The sequence below is a fragment of the Burkholderia sp. PR2 genome (assembly GCF_052372875.1).
Lineage (GTDB): Bacteria > Pseudomonadota > Gammaproteobacteria > Burkholderiales > Burkholderiaceae > Burkholderia > Burkholderia diffusa.
In genome coordinates this window covers 3,018,782-3,037,184 of record NZ_JBQRWH010000004.1, presented here as the reverse complement: position 1 = coordinate 3,037,184, position 18,403 = coordinate 3,018,782, and the positions used below count along the sequence as shown (strand labels likewise).

The following is an 18,403-nucleotide window of genomic DNA, read 5'->3' as shown; positions in this document are numbered from 1 at the left end:
AAGGCTGAACATGAAACGATTCCCTCACTCGCTATGCTCGTTGCCCCGCTGCGGGGCGTCGGCCCGCCAGGGGCGGCCGGGGGCAGTCTGACATGGCCGGGATTCTGATCATCGCGCACGCACCGCTCGCCACCGCGCTGCGGGACTGCATCGCGCACATCTACGGCGGCGTGCCCGCGCGCATCGGCTGCATCGACGTGCTGGCCGACAGCGATCCCACCCAGGTGATGGCGTTCGCGCACGCGGAGCTCGCGCGGCTCAGGGAAGAAAATGGCGTCGTCGTGCTGACCGACATGTACGGCGCGACGCCCGCGAACATCGCGGGCCAGCTCGCGAAGCTCGACAACGTGCGCGTGCTGGCCGGCGTGAACCTGCCGATGCTGGTGCGGGCCGTCTGCTACCGTTCCGTGCCGCTCGACAAGCTCGTCGACAAGGCGCTGTCCGGCGGCGCGAAGGGCGTCCACGAAGTGGCGGCCGGCACACCGCCGCCGCCGACCGAAGTCGGCTGCGGCCAATGCGCGCCGATTCCGCCCGAGCCGCAACCGCGCACCGAATCGCACTGACCGTCCCGTTTTTCGTTTTAGACCGACCCGCCGACGCACGTCGCCGGCGGCCGCGACCGACCCGACCGAGAATCATGCTTCAACAAGAAACCACCATCGTCAACAAATTGGGGCTCCATGCGCGCGCATCGGCCAAGCTTACGCAACTGGCCGGCAACTTCCAGTCCGAAGTCTGGATGACGCGTAACGGACGCAAGATCAACGCGAAAAGCATCATGGGCGTGATGATGCTCGCGGCGGGCATCGGCAGCACCGTGTCGATCGAGACCGACGGTCCCGACGAACGCGAGGCGATGGATGCACTGCTCAAGCTGATCGCGGACAAGTTCGGCGAAGGTCAGTGATCCCCGCGCGGGATCGTTGTCGTTTCGAAGCAGAATGCCGCGTTTGCCGCGGCATTTTTTTCGTCCGCGGCGTTGATGCGGAAATGGTAATGCTGCGCTGCACGCAGTCAGCATGGAGGTACGGAATTTATAATCACCAACCGGGGTCATAAGCGCATCGCAGCAGTGTGCCGCGGCTTTACATGTACAGAGGAGGTGCGCGTGTCCTTCACGCTGCATGGCATTCCCGTCTCACGTGGTATCGCGATCGGGCGAGCGTATCTGATCGCGCCGGCGGCGCTCGACGTCGCCCATTACCTGGTCGAGGCGAACCAGATCGACGCCGAGGTCGAGCGTTTCCGCACGGCGCTCGAAGTCGTGCATCGCGAGCTCGACGCGTTGCGCGCCGACCTGACCGACGACACCCCGAGCGAAGTGGGCGCGTTCATCGACGTCCACATGATGATCCTGAGCGACGCGATGCTCGTGCAGGAAACCATCGACCTGATCCGCACGCGCCGCTACAACGTCGAGTGGGCGCTGACCGAGCAGCTCGAATTGCTCACGCGTCACTTCGACGACATCGAGGACGAATACTTGCGCGAGCGCAAGGCCGACATCGAACAGGTGGTCGAGCGCGTGCTGAAGGCACTCGCCGGTGCGCCGTCCGCGTCGCAGGCGCTCGACCGAGCGGCCGCGAACGGCACGAACGAGATGATCGTCGTCGCGCACGACATCGCGCCGGCCGACATGATGCAGTTCAAGTCGCAGTCGTTCCAGGCGTTCGTCACCGATCTCGGCGGCCGCACGTCGCACACGGCGATCGTCGCGCGCAGCCTCGGCATTCCCGCCGCGGTCGGCGTCCAGCATGCGAGCGCGCTGATCCGGCAGGACGACCTGATCATCGTCGACGGCGACCAGGGGATCGTGATCGTCGATCCCGCGCCGATCGTCCTCGAGGAATATTCGTACCGCCAGTCCGAGAAGCTGCTCGAGCAACGCAAGCTGCAGCGCCTGAAGTTCTCGCCGACGCAAACGCTGTGCGGCACGAAGATCGAGCTGTACGCGAACATCGAGCTGCCCGACGACGCGAAGGCCGCGGTCGAGGCTGGCGCGGTCGGCGTCGGGCTGTTCCGCTCCGAGTTCCTGTTCATGCATCAAAAGGAGATGCCCGAGGAGGAGGAGCAGTTCGCCGCGTACAAGCGCGCGGTCGAGTGGATGAAGGGCATGCCGGTGACGATCCGCACGATCGACGTCGGCGCGGACAAGCCGCTCGAGGCGCTCGACGAGGGCTACGAGACGGCGCCGAACCCGGCGCTCGGCCTGCGTGCGATCCGCTGGAGCCTGTCCGAGCCGCAGATGTTCCTCACGCAGTTGCGCGCGATCCTGCGCGCGTCCGCGTTCGGGCAGGTGAAGATCCTGATCCCGATGCTCGCGCACGCGCAGGAGATCGACCAGACGCTCGACCTGATCCGCGAGGCGAAGCGCCAGCTCGACGACGCGGGGCTCGCGTACGATCCGAACGTGCGCATCGGCGCGATGATCGAGATTCCGGCCGCGGCGATCGCGCTGCCACTGTTCCTGAAGCGGTTCGATTTCCTGTCGATCGGCACGAACGACCTGATCCAGTACACGCTCGCGATCGACCGCGCGGACAACGCGGTCGCGCACCTGTACGACCCGCTGCATCCGGCCGTGCTGCACCTGATCTCCTATACGCTGCGCGAAGCGAAGCGGGCGGGCGTGTCGGTGTCGGTGTGCGGGGAGATGGCGGGCGATCCGGCGCTCACGCGCCTGTTGCTCGGGATGGGGCTTACCGAGTTCTCGATGCACCCGAGCCAGTTGCTGGTCGTGAAGCAGGAGATCCTGCGCGCGCACCTGAAGGCGCTCGAGAAGCCCACGGCCGACGTGCTGGCCGCGTTCGAGCCGGAGGAAGTGCAGGCGGCGCTCAAGCGCCTGTCGGTCGCGGAACCGCGCGCGGACGCGGCTGCCTAGGCGGCACGCGCCGCGCCGCGGAACCGTCGCGAAGGTTGCGAAACGTCACGCATGCGCCGCCCGGCGCATGCATCCCGCGCGCGTCAGTGCCGGCCCTGGCACACGGGGCAGTCGGCCTGGCGCGCGATCTTCATCGTCGTCCATTCCATCCGCAGCGAATCGAGCATCATCAGCCGCCCGTTGAGCGTCTTGCCGATATCGCCGATCACGCGCAGCGCCTCGGCGGCCTGCATCGCACCGATGATGCCGACCGTCGGCGCGAACACGCCCATCGTCGCGCACGCGACTTCCTCGAACGGCTGGTCTTCCGGAAACACGCACGCGTAGCAGGGCGCACTCGGGTCGCGGAAGTCGAACGTGCTGATCTGGCCGTCGAAGCGCAGCGCGGCGCCCGACACGAGCGGCACGCCGTGCGCGACGCACGCGCGGTTGATCGCATGGCGCGTCGCGAAGTTGTCGGTGCAGTCGAGCACGACGGTTGCCCGCGGCACGTGTTCGTCGAGCCACGCATCGTTGACGCGCGCCGCGACCGCATGCACGGTCACTTCCGGGTTCAGCTGCGCGAGCGCGTCGCGCCCCGATTCGACCTTGCTGCGGCCGACCGATGCGGTCACGTGGAGGATCTGCCGCTGCAGGTTCGTGAGGTCGACCGTGTCGGCATCGACGAGCGTGATCGTACCGACCCCGGACGCCGCGAGATACATCGCGGCCGGCGAGCCGAGACCGCCGGCGCCGACGACGATCGCATGCGCGTCGAGAAAGCGCTGCTGCGCCTCGATGCCGATTTCGTCGACGAGGATGTGGCGGGAGTAGCGGAGGAGTTGATCGTCGTTCATGGGACAGTCGTGAGCGGGGCGGAAGCGCCGGCGTATCGATTCATTCTAGGCGTACATGAAAAACGGGCCATCGCGGTCTTCCCGCGATGGCCCGTCGGATGCCGGCCGGCGCTTACTGCGGTGCCGACGCGGGCTTCGGTGCGGCCGCCTTCGCGCCCGACGCCTTCGTGGTGGACGCGGCCTTGCCGGCCGGGCTCTTCGCCGTGCTCTCGGCGAGCAGCGACTTCGATTCCTGCACCGGCTTGCCCTCCAGCTTGTTGAGCGCCTGCTGCATCATGAAGTCGTCGGTGCTGCCGAACTCGATCGGCTTGCGATCGCGGTCCTTCTGGCGCTGCTCCGGCGTCTTCTTGTCGTTCTGCTCCTCGAGGACGCGCAGCTGGTCCATGCGGCGCTGCTCGCGTGCTTCCTGCTCCTTCTTCTCGTTCGGATCCTGCGTGTTTGCGAGGTGGTTCGTGTAGTCGACCTCGCGCGTCACGAGCACGTCGTCCGGATCGCCGTCCGCGTACTGATCGACCGGTACGTCGGGCGTGATGCCCTTGTTCTGGATCGAACGGCCGCTCGGCGTGTAGTAGTAGGCCGTCGTCAGGCGCAGCGCGGTGTCGGCCGTCATCGGACGGACCGTCTGCACCGAGCCCTTGCCGAACGTCGTCTTGCCCATGATCTGCGCGCGCTTCGAATCCTGCAGCGCGCCGGCGACGATTTCCGACGCGGACGCCGAATACGCGTTTGTCAGCACGACCATCGGCACGGTCTTGAAGACCGGAGGCAGGTTCTTCAGCGGATCGCTGTCGAAGGAAGGCAAGCGATAGTTGTCGTAGGTATCGCGGTAGACCTGCTTCGAATCCGGAATCTGGCCGTTGGTAGACACGACGACGGAGTCGGGCGGCAGGAACGCGCCGGCGACGCCGACCGCGCTTTGCAGGAGGCCGCCGCCGTTGTTGCGCAGGTCGAGGATCAGGCCCTTCAGATTCGGCTGCTGGCGTGCGATGTCCTGCAGCTTCGCGGCGAGATCGGGCGTCGTGCGCTCCTGGAAGCTCGTGATCCGGATGTATGCGTAGCCCGGGTCGAGCAGCTTCATCTTCACGCTCTGGACCTTGATGATCGCGCGCGTGACCGTGATCGGGAACGTGCGGTCGTCGCTCTTGCGGAAGATCGTCAGCGTGACCTTGGTGCCCGGCTCGCCGCGCATCTGCTTGACGGCCTTGTCGAGCGTCATGCCGCGCACGGGCTTGTCGTTGATGCGGGTGATCAGGTCGCCCGGACGGATGCCGGCGCGGAACGCGGGGGTATCTTCGATCGGGGAGATCACCTTGACGAGGCCGTCTTCCTGCGAGATCTCGATGCCGAGACCCGCGAAGCGACCCTTGGTCTGCTCCTGCAGTTCGTCATAGTCGGTCTTGTCGAGGAACGACGAATGCGGGTCGAGGCTCGACACCATGCCCTTGATCGCCGCCGTCAGCAGCTTCTTGTCGTCGACCGGTTCGACGTACTCGCGCTTGATCTGGCCGAACACTTCCGCGAACAGGCGGAGCTGGTCGAGGGGAAGCGGCGCCGTGGCGGTCTGCTCGGCCGACGCCGAAACCTGCAGCGTGGCGAATACGCCCGTGGCGAGGCCCGCGGCAATCAGGCCGATGTTCTTCAATTTCATTCGCATAGAGAGTCTGGTGCGGTCGGGAAGCGCGTGGCGGTAGCGGGGATGTAGCGGACAAGTATAACTGTTCGTCCGATTGCTCAGTGCAACGGTGCGAAATGGCCCCGGAGCCCTGGTTCCCGGCGGGGTGCCGCCCCACGCGCAGCGGATTCGAAAGCGGATTCGACAGCACCGGGGCCGCGAAGGTTCGCGCCGCACGCCGGGGTGCGCCGGGCAGGCCGCGCGCGCGGCGGCATGCCCGGCATCGCGGTATCAGCCCGCCTTGCCCTGCTTCGCGACGGCGGCCTGAGCCTTCGCGATCGCGTCCTGGTCGCCCAGGTAGTAGTGCTGGATCGGCTTCAGGTTCTCGTCGAGTTCATACACGAGCGGCACGCCGTTCGGGATGTTCAGGCCGACGATATCGCTGTCCGAGATGCCGTCGAGGTACTTGATCAGCGCGCGCAGCGAGTTGCCGTGTGCGGCGATCAGCACCTGCTTGCCCGCACGGACGGCCGGCGCGATCGATTCGTTCCACAGCGGCAGCACGCGCGCGACCGTGTCCTTCAGGCACTCGGTGAGCGGCAGTTGCTCGCGCGGCACCTTCGCGTAGCGCGGGTCGTCGAACGGCGCGCGCTCGTCGGTCGGCTCGAGCGCCGGCGGCGGCGTGTCGTAGCTGCGGCGCCACACGAGCACCTGGTCGTCGCCGAACTTGGCGGCCGTTTCCGCCTTGTTCAGGCCCGACAGCGCGCCGTAGTGGCGCTCGTTCAGGCGCCACGAGTGAACGACCGGCAGATACATCAGGTCCATCTTGTCCTGCACGTGCCACAGCGTGCGGATCGCGCGCTTGAGCACCGACGTGTACGCGATGTCGAACGTGTAGCCGGCTTCCTTGAGCAATTCGCCGGCCTGGTAGGCCTCGTTGCGACCCTGTTCGGTCAGGTCGACGTCGACCCAGCCGGTGAAGCGGTTTTCCTTGTTCCACGTCGATTCGCCGTGGCGGATGAGAACGAGTTTGTACATGGATCTTGCGGTCGGTAGTGAAGGAAGCGGGGCGCGTCGCGCGGTACCCGGTCCGGGTCCGCCATCGCGCAAGACGGTTATTTTATAATGGCGGGATTGTCCTTTTCCGATTTCTCTTTTTCCGGCGGCATTCCGTGACGTTCTTTACCAATTACACGAACCTGGCCCTTATCGCGATCCTGGTGGTTTCCGGCGGCCTGCTCGCATGGCCGGCCCTGCGCCGCGGCCGCGGCGGCCTGTCGGCCGCGGAGGCGACGCAGCTCATCAATCGCCGCAACGCGGTCGTGATCGACCTGCGTACCGCGTCCGACTTCGCCGCCGGCCATCTGCCGTCGGCGCGCCAGGTCGCCGCCGGCGAGATCGGCGCGAAGATCGCGCAGGTCGCGAAAAACAAGAGCACCCCCGTGCTGCTCGTCTGCCAGAACGGCCAGCAGTCGCAGAAGGCGGCGCGCGAGGTCGAGGCGGCGGGCTATGCCGAGGTGCACGTGCTCGAGGGCGGCGTCGCCGCCTGGCAGCAGGCCGGGATGCCGGTCGTCAAACAAGGAGTGGCGAAGTGAGCAAGGTTTTGATGTACAGCACGCAGGTGTGTCCGTATTGCATTCAGGCCGAGCGCCTGCTGAAGCTGCGCGGCGTCGAGCAGATCGAGAAGGTGCTGATCGACCGTGACCCGGCCCGCCGTGAGGAAATGATGACGCGCACGGGCCGTCGCACGGTGCCGCAGATCTACATCGGCGACACGCATGTCGGCGGTTACGACGATCTGTCGAAGCTCGACCGCGAAGGCGGGCTCTTGCCGCTTCTGCAAGCGGCCTGATTAGGGCAGAATGGCCGCCGGTCGCGCCGCGGCTCGAGCGCGCAGGATTCAACCGAGGCGGCCGGCGTGAAGCCGGGCCGCCCCGTCACCACTTTTAGGGAAACACCATGTCCGACGTCGAAAACCAACCGTTCTTCAACATCCAGCGCGTCTACCTGAAGGATATGTCGCTCGAGCAGCCGAATTCGCCGGCGATCTTCCTCGAGCAGGACATGCCGTCGGTTGAAGTCGAAGTCGACGTCAAGGCCGAACGCCTCGCGGAAAGCGTGTTCGAGGTCGTCGTGTCGGGTACCGTCACCGCGAAGGTGAAGGACAAGGTCGCGTTCCTGATCGAAGCGAAGCAGGCCGGCATTTTCGACATTCGCAACATTCCGGACGAACAGCTCGACCCGCTCGTCGGCATCGCGTGCCCGACGATCCTGTTCCCGTACCTGCGCTCGAACATCGCCGACGCGATCACGCGTGCGGGCTTCCCGCCGATCCACCTGGCGGAAATCAACTTCCAGGCGCTGTACGAGCAGCGTCTCGCGCAGCTTCAGCAGCAGCAGGCCGGTGCGGCAGGCGCGCCGAACGGCACGACGCTGAACTGACGTTTCACTCCGGACCGGTGCTGGGTATGAAAGTAGCCGTTCTCGGCGCCGGTGCCTGGGGCACCGCGCTCGCGGGCCATCTGGCCGCGCGGCACGATACGCTTCTCTGGGCGCGCGACGCTGCGCTGATCGCCGGGCTGCAGGCCCGGCACGAAAATTCCCGCTATCTGGACGGCATCGCGCTGCCCGATGCGCTGCGCTACGACGCCGATCTCGGCGCCGCGCTCGCGCACGGCGCCGCGGACGACGCGCTGTGCGTGATCGCCGCGCCCGTGGCCGGGCTGCGCACGCTGTTCGGCGCGATGCGCGACGCAGGCTGCGTGCCTGCGCACATCGTGTGGGTCTGCAAGGGCTTCGAGGCCGACACGCACCTGCTGCCGCATCAGGTGATCGCGGCCGAGCTGCCGGAGCAGCACAGCAACGGCGTGCTGTCGGGGCCGAGCTTCGCACGCGAGGTCGGGCTCGCGCTGCCCGTCGCGCTGACGGTCGCAAGCACCTCCGCCGAATGCCGCGAGCGCACGCTCGCCGCGTTCCATCACGGCGCGATGCGGATCTACACGGGTGACGACGTGGTCGGCGTCGAGGTCGGCGGCGCGGTGAAGAACGTGCTGGCGATCGCGACCGGCATCTCCGACGGCCTCGGGCTCGGGCTGAACGCGCGCGCCGCGCTGATCACGCGCGGCCTCGCCGAAATGTCGCGGCTCGGCGTCGCGCTCGGCGGCCGTGCTGAAACCTTCACGGGCCTCACGGGCCTCGGCGACCTGATCCTCACCGCGACGGGCGACCTGTCGCGCAATCGCACGGTCGGCCTGCAACTGGCGGCTGGCCGCTCGCTGAACGACATCCTCGGCGCGCTCGGCCATGTGGCCGAAGGCGTGCGCTGCGCGCAGGCCGTGCTCGCGCTCGCGCGCGCGCAAGCGATCGAAATGCCGATTACCGAAGCCGTGTGCGGCGTGCTGTTCGACGGCGTCGCACCGCGCGATGCGGTCAGCGGCCTGCTGCGGCGCGACGCGCGCGCCGAATAGCACGGACGAATCGCACCGATTATTGCGGCCGGGCGCGCTCGCGCAAAGCGGGCCGCGCCAAAGCGCACTACGCTTGAACTGTCTCCGGCGTTTCGGGAGGGTGTCATGCTGCAGATCGGTTCCACCACGTTCGACGCGCAACTCGTCGACATCACGACGCTCGACGTCGACGCGATCGTCAACGCCGCGAACGGTTCGCTGCTCGGCGGTGGCGGGGTCGACGGCGCGATCCATCGCGCGGCCGGCCCGGGCCTCCTGGCCGAGTGCCGCACGCTCGGCGGCTGTGACACCGGCGACGCGAAGCTCACGCGTGGCCACGGGTTGCCGGCGAAATATGTGATTCATGCAGTCGGCCCGGTGTGGCACGGCGGCGGGCGCGGCGAGCCCGAGCTGCTCGCGGCATGCTACCGGCGCGTGATAGAGCTGGCCGAGGAGGTGGCGGCGACCTCGATCGCCTTCCCGGCGATCAGCTGCGGCGTGTACCGCTATCCAGCCGAGGAGGCCGTCGAGATCGCCGTCGGCACGGTCGCCGAAATGCTGCCGCAGGCGCCGAACCTCGCACGCGTGATATTCGCGTGTTTTTCATCCGATATCTACGACCTGTATCGCGCGCGGCTCGCGCGCAGCTAGCGCTGCCCGGCCGCGCGGTGCGGTTCGGGCCGGGCGCGCGTCAGGCGCCGCCTTCGAAACCGGCCTGACGCCACGCCTCGAACACGACCACGGCCACCGTGTTCGACAGGTTCAGGCTGCGGTTGCCCGGCCGCATTGGCAGGCGTACGCGCTGTTCGTTCGGGAAGCGTTCCAGCAATTCGGCCGGCAGGCCGCGCGTCTCGGAGCCGAACACGAACCAGTCGCCGGGCACGAACGCATGGTCGTGGAAGCGGCCCGAGCCGCGGGTCGTGAACGCGAACATTCGCGCGGTATCGGGCGCTTCGGTGGCGACGAACGCGTCCCAGTCGCGGTGCACGCGCATTTCCGCGTACTCGTGATAGTCGAGGCCCGCGCGACGCATCTTCGCGTCGTCGAGCGGAAAGCCGAGCGGCTCGATCAGATGCAGACGCGCGCCGGTATTGGCGCACAGGCGGATCACGTTGCCGGTGTTCGGCGGAATTTCGGGGGCGACGAGGACGACGTTGAACATGGTTGGGTCTGGCTGGGCTGGCCGGGGCGGAGCAGCGTGCATTCCGTCCCGGCCGGCCGGTTCGTGACGACCGTCGCCGCATGCGGGCGGCCGGCCTCTCTAACTAATTAATCCCTGGCGGTGCGCAGCGCAACCAGATTCGTCACGCGCGCGGCACCCGCCGCCTTCAATGCACGCGCGGCTGCCGCGAGCGTCGCACCGGACGTCATCACGTCGTCAACGAGCGCCACGTGGCGGCCGGTGAGGTCGCCCGACGCTGCGAACGCTGCCTGCACGTTGTCGCGCCGCGCACGCCGGTCGAGCCGCGACTGCGGCGCGGTTTCGGTCACGCGTGCAAGCAGCGCCGTGTCGGCGCGCACGCCGAGCCGGCGCGCGAGCGGCCGCGCGATCGCCCACGCCTGGTTGTAGCCGCGCGCGACGAGCCGTCCGCGCGACAGGGGCACCGGTGCGATCACGTCGAAGCCGCCGGCGGCGCGCATCGCGTCCGTGTCTTCGATCCGCTCCGCGAGCCGGGCCGCGAATTCCGCACCCAGCGCGAGCCGCGCATGAAACTTCAGGCCGCGCGCGAGCCCGTTGAGTGGCGCGCGGTAATCGGCGAGCGCGAGCGTTGCATCGAACGGCGGCGGCGTCGCGCAGCATGCGTCGCACCGGTACGCGGATGCGGAAGCGGCACCACAGTGCCGGCCGCGCGCTTCGCGCAGCCGCGGCTGCCCGACGCCCAGCGGCACCGCGCAGACGTCGCAGCGCAGCCGCGCTTCGTTCCAGTACGCTGCGTCGCAGGCGCCGCAAATCACCGTATGTGACAAATTGCCGCACAGTGCGCACCGATTCGGCAACGCGAGCGCGACGACGCGCACGGCTAGCGCACGAACCTGCGACAAAACGACGCGCATCGGGCGCGGGGCGAAACGGCGATCCATTGCGAACACTCCTGGCGGCCCCCGTCTCGCTGAAGGCCGCGAGGCGAGCGAGTATACTTCGGGCTCTTCGCCAGTGTGCCTGACATGTCCCCAGCTTCGACTTCAACCGGCCGTCCGGCCAATGACGCCCGGCGTTTGCGGCGGATCTTCGATCGCCGCGCCGCCGCGTTCGACGCGGTCGCGTTCCTGCCGCGCGAGATCGCGCAGCGGATGAACGAGCGTCTCGAATACATCAAGGTGAGCCCCGCGGCCGTGCTCGACGCGGGCTGCGGTCCGGGCGACGACCTGCCGGCGCTGCGCGCGCGCTTTCCCGAAGCGCCGGTGTTCGGTGTCGACCTGTCCGGCGCGATGCTCGCGCGGGCGGGCCACCGCGAGGTCGAGCAGACGAGCTGGCGCCGCTGGCTGCCCGCGTCGCTCGGCCGGGCGCTGGGCCAGCGCGGCCCGCGCGTCGCGCAGGCCGACTTCTCGATGCTGCCGTTCGCGGCCGGCGCGTTCGACCTGATCTGGTCGAATCTCGCGCTGCACTGGCATTCGCGTCCCGATGCGGTATTTCCTGAATGGCAGCGCGTGCTGCGGGTGAACGGCCTGCTGATGTTCAGCACGCTCGGCCCCGACACGCTGCGCGAACTGCGCGCGGCCTGCGCGGACGCCGAAGCGGCGCTCGGCATCGCGCCGCCCGCCGCGCGCGTCGTCGATTTCGTCGACATGCACGACCTCGGCGACATGCTCGTCGAAAGCGGCTTCGAGATTCCGGTGATGGACCAGGAAGTGCTGACCGTGACGTACAAGACGCCCGATTCCCTGCTGGCCGACGTGCGCCGCTGGGGCGCCTATCCGTTCGACCGCGCGGTGCCGCAGCGCGCGGCGCGGCGCTTTCGCGCGGCGCTCGGCGATGCGCTGGAAGCGCGCCGGCGCGCGGACGGCACGATTGCCCTGACGTTCGAAGTGATCTACGGCCATGCGTGGAAGGCCGTGCCGCGCACGACCGCCGAGGGGCACGGGATCGTGCGCATCGAAGATATCGGAAAGGGGCGTCCGAAGAATCGGTAAAGCGGTAAAGAGGGGTTTTGTTATGCCCGAAATTAGCGGCGCAAAGCGGGGTCGAATTGACGTGAAAAACGGCCGGGAAGCTTGTGGCGCTTGGCTCGCGGGCCGATAGCCGCTTGCTTGTGGATGCCATTGAACCCGCCTATAATGCGTCAGCTTGTCGTCCCGGGGTCCCCGCAATACGGGCCGACGAGTCCGATGCAGGCATGCATCGCATGCCATTCGCGTGAGGCGGCGATGGAAGCAGCGAGGGTTTTGGCGGAGACGACGAACGGTGAGCCGGTCCTCGAAGACTGGCTCATGAAACGTAACTGTTCGGTGTCGCCGCGCCAGTTCGTGCTGTTTTACGCGTCGCTCGCGGGCTTCTCGCTGGTGATCGCGGCATTGCTGATGTGGCGGGGGGCCTGGCTCGTCATGCCCTTCACCGGAATCGAATTGCTGGCGGTAGGCGTCGCGTTTGCGGTCTACGCCCGTCATGCGGTCGATTACGAGCGCATCAGGCTGTTTCCGCACCGGCTCGTGATCGAGCGGATGGATGCGGAGCGGTTCACGCAGATCGAATTCAACCCGCGCTGGGTGCGGGTCGAGCCGGGGGCGACGCCACGCGATCCGATTCGACTCGTATCGCGCGGGCAGACCGTCGTAATTGGGCAGCATCTCGCGCAGCACAAGCGGGCGCAGTTCGCCGATGAACTGCGCGTGTCGCTCAGGCGCTGCGGCTGACGAGGCGCGGGCATCGGCCGGAACGGGCCGGCGGCTTGCGACGGGGGAGGGGTTTGAATGGAAATTTTGGGTAAGGATGCTATGAAAACAATCAAGCGAGCCCTCACGGGCGTGCTGGCATGCAGCGGATTGCTCTTTGCCGGCGCTGCTCTGGCGGTCGGTGATAGCCCGGGCGGCCCCCGCGTCAACGAAATCAATTTTCAGCCGCCTGTCACGAAGATCGCCGAGGAGCTCTACGATCTCCACACGATGATGCTGATCCTGTGTACGGTGATCTTCGTCGGCGTGTTCGGCGTGATGTTCTATTCGATCTTCGCGCATCGCAAATCCAAAGGCCACAAGGCCGCCAATTTCCATGAAAGCACGACCGTCGAAATCATCTGGACGATCGTGCCGTTCATCATCGTCGTGCTGATGGCGCTGCCGGCCACGAAGGCCGTCGTCGCGATGAAGGACACGACCAACGCCGATCTCACGATCAAGGTCACCGGCTACCAGTGGAAGTGGGGCTACGACTACGTGAAGGGCCCGGGCGAGGGCATCAGCTTCCTGTCGACGCTCAGCACCCCGCGTGACGAAGTGATGGGCAAGAAGCCGATCACCGAGACGTACCTGCAGGAAGTCGACAACCCGCTCGTCGTGCCGGTCAACAAGAAGATCCGCATCATCACGACCGCGAACGACGTCGTTCACTCGTGGTACGTGCCCGCGTTCGGCGTGAAGCAGGATGCGATCCCCGGCTTCGTGCGCGACACGTGGTTCAAGGCCGACAAGGTCGGCACGTTCCGCGGCTTCTGTACCGAACTGTGCGGCAAGGAACACGCGTTCATGCCTGTCGTGGTCGTGGTGCTGTCGGACGACGACTACGCGAAGTGGGTGACCGCGCAGAAGGCCAAGCTGGCCAGCGCTTCGGTCGATCCGAACAAGGTCTACACGATGGCCGAACTCGTCGCGCACGGCGAGGAAGTCTACAAGGCGAACTGCGCGGCCTGCCACCAGGTGAACGGCAAGGGCCTCGGCGCCTTCCCGGCGATGGACGGCAGCCAGATCGTGAACGGCCCGATCGCAGGTCACGTCGAGCGCGTGCTGCACGGCAAGGGTGCAATGCCGTCGTGGGCATCGCTGTCGGACCTCGACATCGCATCGGTCATCACGTACGAGCGCAATTCGTGGGGCAACCACAAGAACGACCTGCTGCAGCCGAAGCAAGTGGCTGACGCGCGCAACGGCAAGATGCCGGAAGACGCGGCAGGTGTGGCGGCCCCGGCCGAAGCGGCCTCGGCACCGGCGCAAGCCGCGTCGGGCGCGGAGGCAGCGTCGGCATCGGCTGCGCTGTCGACGATCTACTTCGAGACGGGCAAGAGCGTGCTGCCGGCCGACGCGAAAGCGGCGATCGCTGCAGCGGCCGACTATGCGAAGGCACATCCGGACGCGAAGCTCGCGCTGTCGGGTTTCACCGACAAGACGGGCTCGGCCGACGCGAATGCCGAACTCGCCAAGCATCGTGCACAGGCCGTGCGCGACGCGCTGAAGGCAGCAGGCGTGGCGGAAGACCACATTATTCTCAAAAAGCCGGAAACGATCACGGGCGGGGCTGACGCCAAGGAAGCCCGGCGTGTCGAGATCGGGCCGGCGGCTTGACGTGTCGCTGAGTTAGTCGACGTATTCGCATTAGGAGATTCTCATGTCTAGCATCGGGCACGACGTAGCCGCGGACCACGCGCACGACGACCACGCGCACGAAGCCCCGCACGGCTGGCGGCGCTGGCTGTTCGCCACCAACCACAAGGACATCGGTACGCTGTACCTGCTGTTCTCGTTCATCATGTTCCTGTCGGGCGGCGTGATGGCGCTCGCCATCCGTGCCGAGCTGTTCGAGCCGGGCCTGCAGATCATGCGTCCGGAGTTCTTCAACGAACTCACGACGATGCACGGCCTGATCATGGTGTTCGGCGCGATCATGCCGGCGTTCGTCGGCTTCGCGAACTGGATGATTCCGCTGCAGATCGGCGCATCCGACATGGCGTTCGCGCGGATGAACAACTTCAGCTTCTGGCTGCTGCCGGTCGCGGCCGTGCTGCTGGTCGGTTCGTTCTTCGCGCCGGGCGGCGCGACGGCCGCCGGCTGGACGCTGTACGCACCGCTGTCGACGCAGATGGGCCCGGGCATGGACTTCGCGATCTTCGCGGTCCACATCATGGGTGCTTCGTCGATCATGGGCGGGATCAACATCGTCGTGACGATCCTGAACATGCGCGCACCGGGCATGACGCTGATGAAGATGCCGATGTTCGCATGGACCTGGCTGATCACCGCGTACCTGCTGATCGCCGTGATGCCGGTTCTGGCAGGCGCGATCACGATGGTGCTGTTCGACCGCCACTTCGGCACGTCGTTCTTCAACGCGGCAGGCGGCGGCGACCCGGTGATGTACCAGCACATCTTCTGGTTCTTCGGCCACCCCGAGGTGTACATCATGATTCTGCCGGCGTTCGGGATCGTGTCGCAGGTGATCCCGGCGTTCGCACGCAAGACGCTGTTCGGCTATAGCTCGATGGTGTACGCGACGGCTTCGATCGCGATCCTGTCGTTCATGGTCTGGGCGCACCACATGTTCGCAACGGGCATGCCGGTCACCGGCCAGCTGTTCTTCATGTACGCGACGATGCTGATCGCGGTGCCGACGGGTGTGAAGGTGTTCAACTGGCTCGCGACGATGTGGCGCGGCTCGATGACGTTCGAAACCCCGATGCTGTTCGCGATCGGCTTCCTGTTCGTGTTCACGTTCGGCGGTCTGACGGGCCTGATGCTGGCGATGGCGCCGCTCGACATCCAGTATCACGGCACCTACTTCGTGGTGGCGCACTTCCACTACGTGCTGGTGGCCGGTTCGCTATTCGCGCTGTTCGCGGGTTGGTACTACTGGGCGCCGAAGTGGACGGGCTGGATGTACAACGAGACGCGCGGCAAGATCCACTTCTGGGCGTCGATGATCTTCTTCAACCTGACGTTCTTCCCAATGCACTTCGTCGGTCTCGCGGGCATGCCGCGCCGCTATGCGGACTACCCGGCGCAGTTCACGGACTTCAACCAGGTAGCGACGATCGGTGCATTCGGCTTCGGCCTCGCGCAGGTGTACTTCCTGTTCGCGGTCGCGCTGCCGGCCTACCGTGGCGGCGGCGAGCTGGAAAAGGCGTCGGACAAGCCGTGGGATGGCGCGACCGGCCTCGAGTGGACGGTGCCGAGCCCGGCTCCCTTCCACACGTTCGAGCAACCGCCGCACGTCGAATAAGTTTCACTTGGCGTTCCGTCGCTGCCTGCCGTGCAGGCAGGCGCGGCGGGCGCCGAATCGAAGTTTCAGCGAAGTTTAAGATGAACCGGAATCCACAAGAAAGACGAACGCCCGAGCAGATTCGCGCGGGCAACAAGCGGCTCGGCCTCATCCTGCTCGTCATCGCCGCCGTTTTTTTTGTGGGTGTCGTGATCAAGCAGTGGTGGCTGTCCACTCACTGATGCAGCAACTGACGCAGTAGCGAGGAAGTAGTCGTATGTCGAAGCCGGAAGAGGGCGCCGTCGATCGCGCGTTCAATCGTTCGATGCTGATGAAGCTCTTCGTCGTGGCCGGACTGATGTTCGGCTTCGGCTTCGCGCTGATTCCGATGTATCGCGCGATTTGCCAGATCACCGGCATCAACAACCTGGTGCAGCGCGATGTCAGCGAACGCGAGGCGAAGAACTCGCAGGTCGACTACAGCCGCACGGTGTCGGTCGAGTTCGATGCGAATGCGCGCGGCCCGCTCGGGTTCAAGCCGGAGCACAACAGCCTCGACGTGCATCCGGGCGAGCTGACGACGATCGTGTACGACGTGACCAACGGGCAGGGCCGGCCGATGGTGGCGCAAGCGATTCCGAGCTACGCGCCGAAGCAGGCAACGGAATTCTTCAAGAAGATCGAATGTTTTTGCTTCACGCAACAGACGCTGGCCGCGAACGAGTCGCGCAAGATGCCGGTGGTGTTCGTGATCGATCCGAAGCTGCCGAAGGACGTGAAGACGATCACGCTGTCGTACACGTTCTTCGAGCTGAACACGCCGGCCGCGCCGGCGCCGGCACCGCGCAAGACGGCGGCGCAGGGCGCGGCGAAGCCGGACGCATGACGACGGAGACGGGGCGGTGACAGAGACCAAGCGGAGCGGGTCGTTCGGCCAGGCGGTGAAAGCGGTGCTGTGGTCGTTCTTCGGGGTGCGCAAGCGGCGCGACCTGGAGGCCGACGCGACGCAGCTCAATCCGCTGCACGTGCTGATCGTCGCGTTGATCGCGGCCGGTGTGTTCATCGGCGTGCTGATCCTGATCGTGCGCGCGGTCGTGGGTTGAGGCCCGCGGCCACGAAAGAATGCAGTGCGTGGCGCCCGGGCGCTGCGTGCGGGAAAGAGCGGCGGCGGCACGCGCCGTGCAAGAAATAAAGCCGGAGCGGTTTCCGGTACACAAATTGGACTGAAGTGGAGAATCAAGCATGAGCGGTCAAAACCAGACCCCGTACTATTTCGTGCCGCATCCGTCGCAGCATCCGATCAGCGCGGCCATCGGCCTGCTGGTCATGCTCGCGTCGGTGGCGCTGTGGATCAACGGTCACGACTGGGCTCCGTACACGGCGCTGCTTGGCCTGCTGTGGTTGCTCTTCACGCTGTATCACTGGTTCGGCGACGCGATCGCCGAGTCGGAAGGCGGTCATTACGGCAAGAACGTCGACAAGTCGTACCGCTGGAGCATGAGCTGGTTCATCTTCTCCGAAGTCATGTTCTTCGGCGCATTCTTCGGCGCGCTGTTCTATGCGCGTGAAATCGCGCTGCACCAACTCGGCAGCCTCGACTACAAGCTGATCTGGCCGGACTTCTCCGCCGTGTGGCCGAACGAAGGCCCCGCTGCCCTCGCCGGTCATTTCAAGACGATGGGCCCGTGGCCGATCCCGACGCTGAACACCGCATTCCTGCTGACGTCGGGTGCGACGCTGACGGTGTCGCACCACGCGCTGCGCGACGATCACCGCAACAAGGCGATCGCCTGGCTGGCCGCGACGCTCGTGCTCGGTGTCTGCTTCCTGTTCATGCAGGGCTTCGAGTACTACCACGCGTACAACGAACTGAACCTGACGCTGAACTCGGGCGTGTACGGCTCGACCTTCTTCCTGCTGACGGGCTTCCACGGCTTCCACGTGTTCCTCGGCGGCACGATGCTCGCGGTGGTGCTGGTGCGGATGATCCGCGGCCACTTCAAGCCCGATCACCACTTCGCATTCGAAGGCGCCGCATGGTACTGGCACTTCGTCGACGTCGTCTGGCTCGGCCTGTACGTCGTCGTCTACTGGCTGTAAATGCAGGAACGGCCCGCGCAGCGATGCGCGGGCCGTTTTCATTGGCGGGGACGGGGCAGCGGCTGGTTGCCTGCGCTCAACGCCAACCCGGCGCCGCCGCGACTTCGTCAGGCGGCGCTTTTGCTTGGTGGCGCCGTTGTGCGGCGAAATGTCACAGCGGTCGCGGCGGTCACGGTGACCGCCGGCACGAATGCATCAACGCCCGATCGGCAGGCCGGTCGAATGGATCCAGCCCATCCAGTTCGCGAACAGGATGAACAGGAACAGCGAGACCGACAGCCCGACGCGGGTGGCAAGCGACCACACCATGCGTTTCGTGTGGCCGCGGTCTTGCATCATGAAGTAGAGCGCCGAGCCCATGCTGGCGACGATGAGGACGAAGGCGATGGGAACGAGGATGTGCAT

At 66.4% G+C, this 18,403-nt stretch carries 22 protein-coding genes; 16 read left to right on the top strand and 6 right to left on the bottom strand.

Annotated elements, in window-relative coordinates; translation table 11 throughout:
* Positions 1-92 precede the first annotated feature (92 nt).
* The 3 genes from ACT2FV_RS31255 to ptsP all read left to right on the top strand — a co-directional run bounded on the left by ACT2FV_RS31255 (position 93) and on the right by ptsP (position 2,881).
* Complete coding sequence (locus ACT2FV_RS31255) at positions 93-563, top strand: PTS sugar transporter subunit IIA (RefSeq protein WP_059599856.1); 471 nt, start codon at positions 93-95, stop codon at positions 561-563.
* A gap of 74 nt (positions 564-637) precedes the next feature.
* Positions 638-907: an HPr family phosphocarrier protein gene (locus tag ACT2FV_RS31250; protein ID WP_059599857.1), complete on the top strand. Its 270-nt coding sequence runs from the start codon at positions 638-640 to the stop codon at positions 905-907.
* A gap of 201 nt (positions 908-1,108) precedes the next feature.
* Positions 1,109-2,881 carry a phosphoenolpyruvate--protein phosphotransferase gene (ptsP, locus tag ACT2FV_RS31245; RefSeq protein ID WP_124626352.1) on the top strand — a complete coding sequence of 591 codons (1,773 nt, stop codon included), beginning with the start codon at positions 1,109-1,111 and terminating at the stop codon, positions 2,879-2,881.
* 83 nt (positions 2,882-2,964) lie between these two features.
* Here the strand turns inward: ptsP and ACT2FV_RS31240 are convergent, their stop codons facing one another.
* From ACT2FV_RS31240 to gpmA, 3 genes are all read right to left on the bottom strand, one after another.
* Complete coding sequence (locus tag ACT2FV_RS31240; RefSeq protein ID WP_444505364.1) at positions 2,965-3,717, bottom strand: HesA/MoeB/ThiF family protein; 753 nt, start codon at positions 3,715-3,717, stop codon at positions 2,965-2,967.
* 112 nt (positions 3,718-3,829) lie between these two features.
* Positions 3,830-5,371: a S41 family peptidase gene (locus ACT2FV_RS31235; RefSeq protein WP_151051239.1), complete on the bottom strand. Its 1,542-nt coding sequence runs from the start codon at positions 5,369-5,371 to the stop codon at positions 3,830-3,832.
* 249 nt (positions 5,372-5,620) lie between these two features.
* Positions 5,621-6,367: a 2,3-diphosphoglycerate-dependent phosphoglycerate mutase gene (gpmA, locus tag ACT2FV_RS31230; RefSeq protein WP_059599860.1), complete on the bottom strand. Its 747-nt coding sequence runs from the start codon at positions 6,365-6,367 to the stop codon at positions 5,621-5,623.
* A 134-nt stretch (positions 6,368-6,501) separates the two neighbouring features.
* Between gpmA and ACT2FV_RS31225 the strand changes: the two genes are divergently transcribed.
* The 5 genes from ACT2FV_RS31225 (at position 6,502) to ACT2FV_RS31205 (ending at position 9,426) form a co-directional block, all read left to right on the top strand.
* Positions 6,502-6,924, top strand: coding sequence for a rhodanese-like domain-containing protein (locus ACT2FV_RS31225; protein WP_059599861.1), 423 nt, complete (start codon positions 6,502-6,504; stop codon positions 6,922-6,924).
* Entirely contained in the window at positions 6,921-7,181 is a 261-nt protein-coding gene (grxC, locus tag ACT2FV_RS31220) for a glutaredoxin 3 (protein WP_012364773.1), read from the top strand. Before ACT2FV_RS31225 ends, grxC begins: the two co-directional genes overlap by 4 nt.
* A 107-nt stretch (positions 7,182-7,288) precedes the next feature.
* Entirely contained in the window at positions 7,289-7,771 is a 483-nt protein-coding gene (secB, locus tag ACT2FV_RS31215; protein WP_014895954.1) for a protein-export chaperone SecB, read from the top strand.
* A 26-nt stretch (positions 7,772-7,797) separates the two neighbouring features.
* On the top strand, positions 7,798-8,796 hold the full coding sequence (locus ACT2FV_RS31210) for an NAD(P)H-dependent glycerol-3-phosphate dehydrogenase (protein WP_059599862.1): 999 nt from the start codon (positions 7,798-7,800) through the stop codon (positions 8,794-8,796).
* A 105-nt stretch (positions 8,797-8,901) separates the two neighbouring features.
* Positions 8,902-9,426 carry an O-acetyl-ADP-ribose deacetylase gene (locus ACT2FV_RS31205; protein WP_151051243.1) on the top strand — a complete coding sequence of 175 codons (525 nt, stop codon included), beginning with the start codon at positions 8,902-8,904 and terminating at the stop codon, positions 9,424-9,426.
* Positions 9,427-9,466: 40 nt separating this feature from the next.
* Here the strand turns inward: ACT2FV_RS31205 and trmL are convergent, their stop codons facing one another.
* Entirely contained in the window at positions 9,467-9,937 is a 471-nt protein-coding gene (gene trmL / locus ACT2FV_RS31200; protein WP_059599864.1) for a tRNA (uridine(34)/cytosine(34)/5-carboxymethylaminomethyluridine(34)-2'-O)-methyltransferase TrmL, read from the bottom strand.
* A 107-nt stretch (positions 9,938-10,044) separates the two neighbouring features.
* Entirely contained in the window at positions 10,045-10,857 is an 813-nt protein-coding gene (locus tag ACT2FV_RS31195) for a ComF family protein (protein WP_174919630.1), read from the bottom strand.
* Between the two features lie 84 nt (positions 10,858-10,941).
* Between ACT2FV_RS31195 and ACT2FV_RS31190 the strand changes: the two genes are divergently transcribed.
* From ACT2FV_RS31190 to ACT2FV_RS31155, 8 genes are all read left to right on the top strand, one after another.
* Positions 10,942-11,907: a methyltransferase domain-containing protein gene (locus tag ACT2FV_RS31190; protein ID WP_059599866.1), complete on the top strand. Its 966-nt coding sequence runs from the start codon at positions 10,942-10,944 to the stop codon at positions 11,905-11,907.
* 195 nt (positions 11,908-12,102) lie between these two features.
* Positions 12,103-12,627 carry a DUF2244 domain-containing protein gene (locus tag ACT2FV_RS31185; RefSeq protein ID WP_059599867.1) on the top strand — a complete coding sequence of 175 codons (525 nt, stop codon included), beginning with the start codon at positions 12,103-12,105 and terminating at the stop codon, positions 12,625-12,627.
* Between the two features lie 57 nt (positions 12,628-12,684).
* Positions 12,685-14,268 (top strand): cytochrome c oxidase subunit II, encoded by a 1,584-nt coding sequence (coxB, locus tag ACT2FV_RS31180; protein WP_444505363.1) that lies wholly within the window; start codon positions 12,685-12,687, stop codon positions 14,266-14,268.
* Positions 14,269-14,311: 43 nt separating this feature from the next.
* Entirely contained in the window at positions 14,312-15,919 is a 1,608-nt protein-coding gene (gene ctaD, locus ACT2FV_RS31175; protein ID WP_059599869.1) for a cytochrome c oxidase subunit I, read from the top strand.
* Positions 15,920-15,999: 80 nt separating this feature from the next.
* Positions 16,000-16,140: a cytochrome oxidase small assembly protein gene (locus ACT2FV_RS31170; protein WP_006760728.1), complete on the top strand. Its 141-nt coding sequence runs from the start codon at positions 16,000-16,002 to the stop codon at positions 16,138-16,140.
* A 35-nt stretch (positions 16,141-16,175) separates the two neighbouring features.
* On the top strand, positions 16,176-16,784 hold the full coding sequence (locus ACT2FV_RS31165) for a cytochrome c oxidase assembly protein (RefSeq protein ID WP_059511915.1): 609 nt from the start codon (positions 16,176-16,178) through the stop codon (positions 16,782-16,784).
* A gap of 16 nt (positions 16,785-16,800) precedes the next feature.
* The gene (locus tag ACT2FV_RS31160; protein WP_059599870.1) at positions 16,801-17,001 is read left to right on the top strand and encodes a DUF2970 domain-containing protein; all 201 of its coding nucleotides are present in this window, start codon (positions 16,801-16,803) and stop codon (positions 16,999-17,001) included.
* 139 nt (positions 17,002-17,140) lie between these two features.
* Entirely contained in the window at positions 17,141-17,998 is an 858-nt protein-coding gene (locus tag ACT2FV_RS31155; protein ID WP_059599871.1) for a cytochrome c oxidase subunit 3, read from the top strand.
* A 195-nt stretch (positions 17,999-18,193) separates the two neighbouring features.
* Here the strand turns inward: ACT2FV_RS31155 and ACT2FV_RS31150 are convergent, their stop codons facing one another.
* Positions 18,194-18,403, bottom strand: a complete 210-nt coding sequence (locus ACT2FV_RS31150) for a twin transmembrane helix small protein (protein WP_059599872.1) — start codon at positions 18,401-18,403, stop codon at positions 18,194-18,196.

Excerpts from the sequence above, each read along its gene's own strand:
- ACT2FV_RS31255 (WP_059599856.1), top strand. The coding sequence starts at position 93 with ATGGCCGGGATTCTGATCATCGCGCACGCACCGCTCGCCACCGCGCTG.
- ACT2FV_RS31250 (WP_059599857.1), top strand. The coding sequence starts at position 638 with ATGCTTCAACAAGAAACCACCATCGTCAACAAATTGGGGCTCCATGCG.
- ACT2FV_RS31240 (WP_444505364.1), bottom strand. The coding sequence starts at position 3,717 with ATGAACGACGATCAACTCCTCCGCTACTCCCGCCACATCCTCGTCGAC.
- ACT2FV_RS31235 (WP_151051239.1), bottom strand. The coding sequence starts at position 5,371 with ATGCGAATGAAATTGAAGAACATCGGCCTGATTGCCGCGGGCCTCGCC.
- gpmA (WP_059599860.1), bottom strand. The coding sequence starts at position 6,367 with ATGTACAAACTCGTTCTCATCCGCCACGGCGAATCGACGTGGAACAAG.
- secB (WP_014895954.1), top strand. The coding sequence starts at position 7,289 with ATGTCCGACGTCGAAAACCAACCGTTCTTCAACATCCAGCGCGTCTAC.
- ACT2FV_RS31210 (WP_059599862.1), top strand. The coding sequence starts at position 7,798 with ATGAAAGTAGCCGTTCTCGGCGCCGGTGCCTGGGGCACCGCGCTCGCG.
- ACT2FV_RS31205 (WP_151051243.1), top strand. The coding sequence starts at position 8,902 with ATGCTGCAGATCGGTTCCACCACGTTCGACGCGCAACTCGTCGACATC.
- trmL (WP_059599864.1), bottom strand. The coding sequence starts at position 9,937 with ATGTTCAACGTCGTCCTCGTCGCCCCCGAAATTCCGCCGAACACCGGC.
- ACT2FV_RS31195 (WP_174919630.1), bottom strand. The coding sequence starts at position 10,857 with ATGGATCGCCGTTTCGCCCCGCGCCCGATGCGCGTCGTTTTGTCGCAG.
- ACT2FV_RS31190 (WP_059599866.1), top strand. The coding sequence starts at position 10,942 with ATGTCCCCAGCTTCGACTTCAACCGGCCGTCCGGCCAATGACGCCCGG.
- ACT2FV_RS31185 (WP_059599867.1), top strand. The coding sequence starts at position 12,103 with ATGCAGGCATGCATCGCATGCCATTCGCGTGAGGCGGCGATGGAAGCA.
- coxB (WP_444505363.1), top strand. The coding sequence starts at position 12,685 with ATGGAAATTTTGGGTAAGGATGCTATGAAAACAATCAAGCGAGCCCTC.
- ctaD (WP_059599869.1), top strand. The coding sequence starts at position 14,312 with ATGTCTAGCATCGGGCACGACGTAGCCGCGGACCACGCGCACGACGAC.
- ACT2FV_RS31170 (WP_006760728.1), top strand. The coding sequence starts at position 16,000 with ATGAACCGGAATCCACAAGAAAGACGAACGCCCGAGCAGATTCGCGCG.
- ACT2FV_RS31165 (WP_059511915.1), top strand. The coding sequence starts at position 16,176 with ATGTCGAAGCCGGAAGAGGGCGCCGTCGATCGCGCGTTCAATCGTTCG.
- ACT2FV_RS31155 (WP_059599871.1), top strand. The coding sequence starts at position 17,141 with ATGAGCGGTCAAAACCAGACCCCGTACTATTTCGTGCCGCATCCGTCG.
- ACT2FV_RS31150 (WP_059599872.1), bottom strand. The coding sequence starts at position 18,403 with ATGCACATCCTCGTTCCCATCGCCTTCGTCCTCATCGTCGCCAGCATG.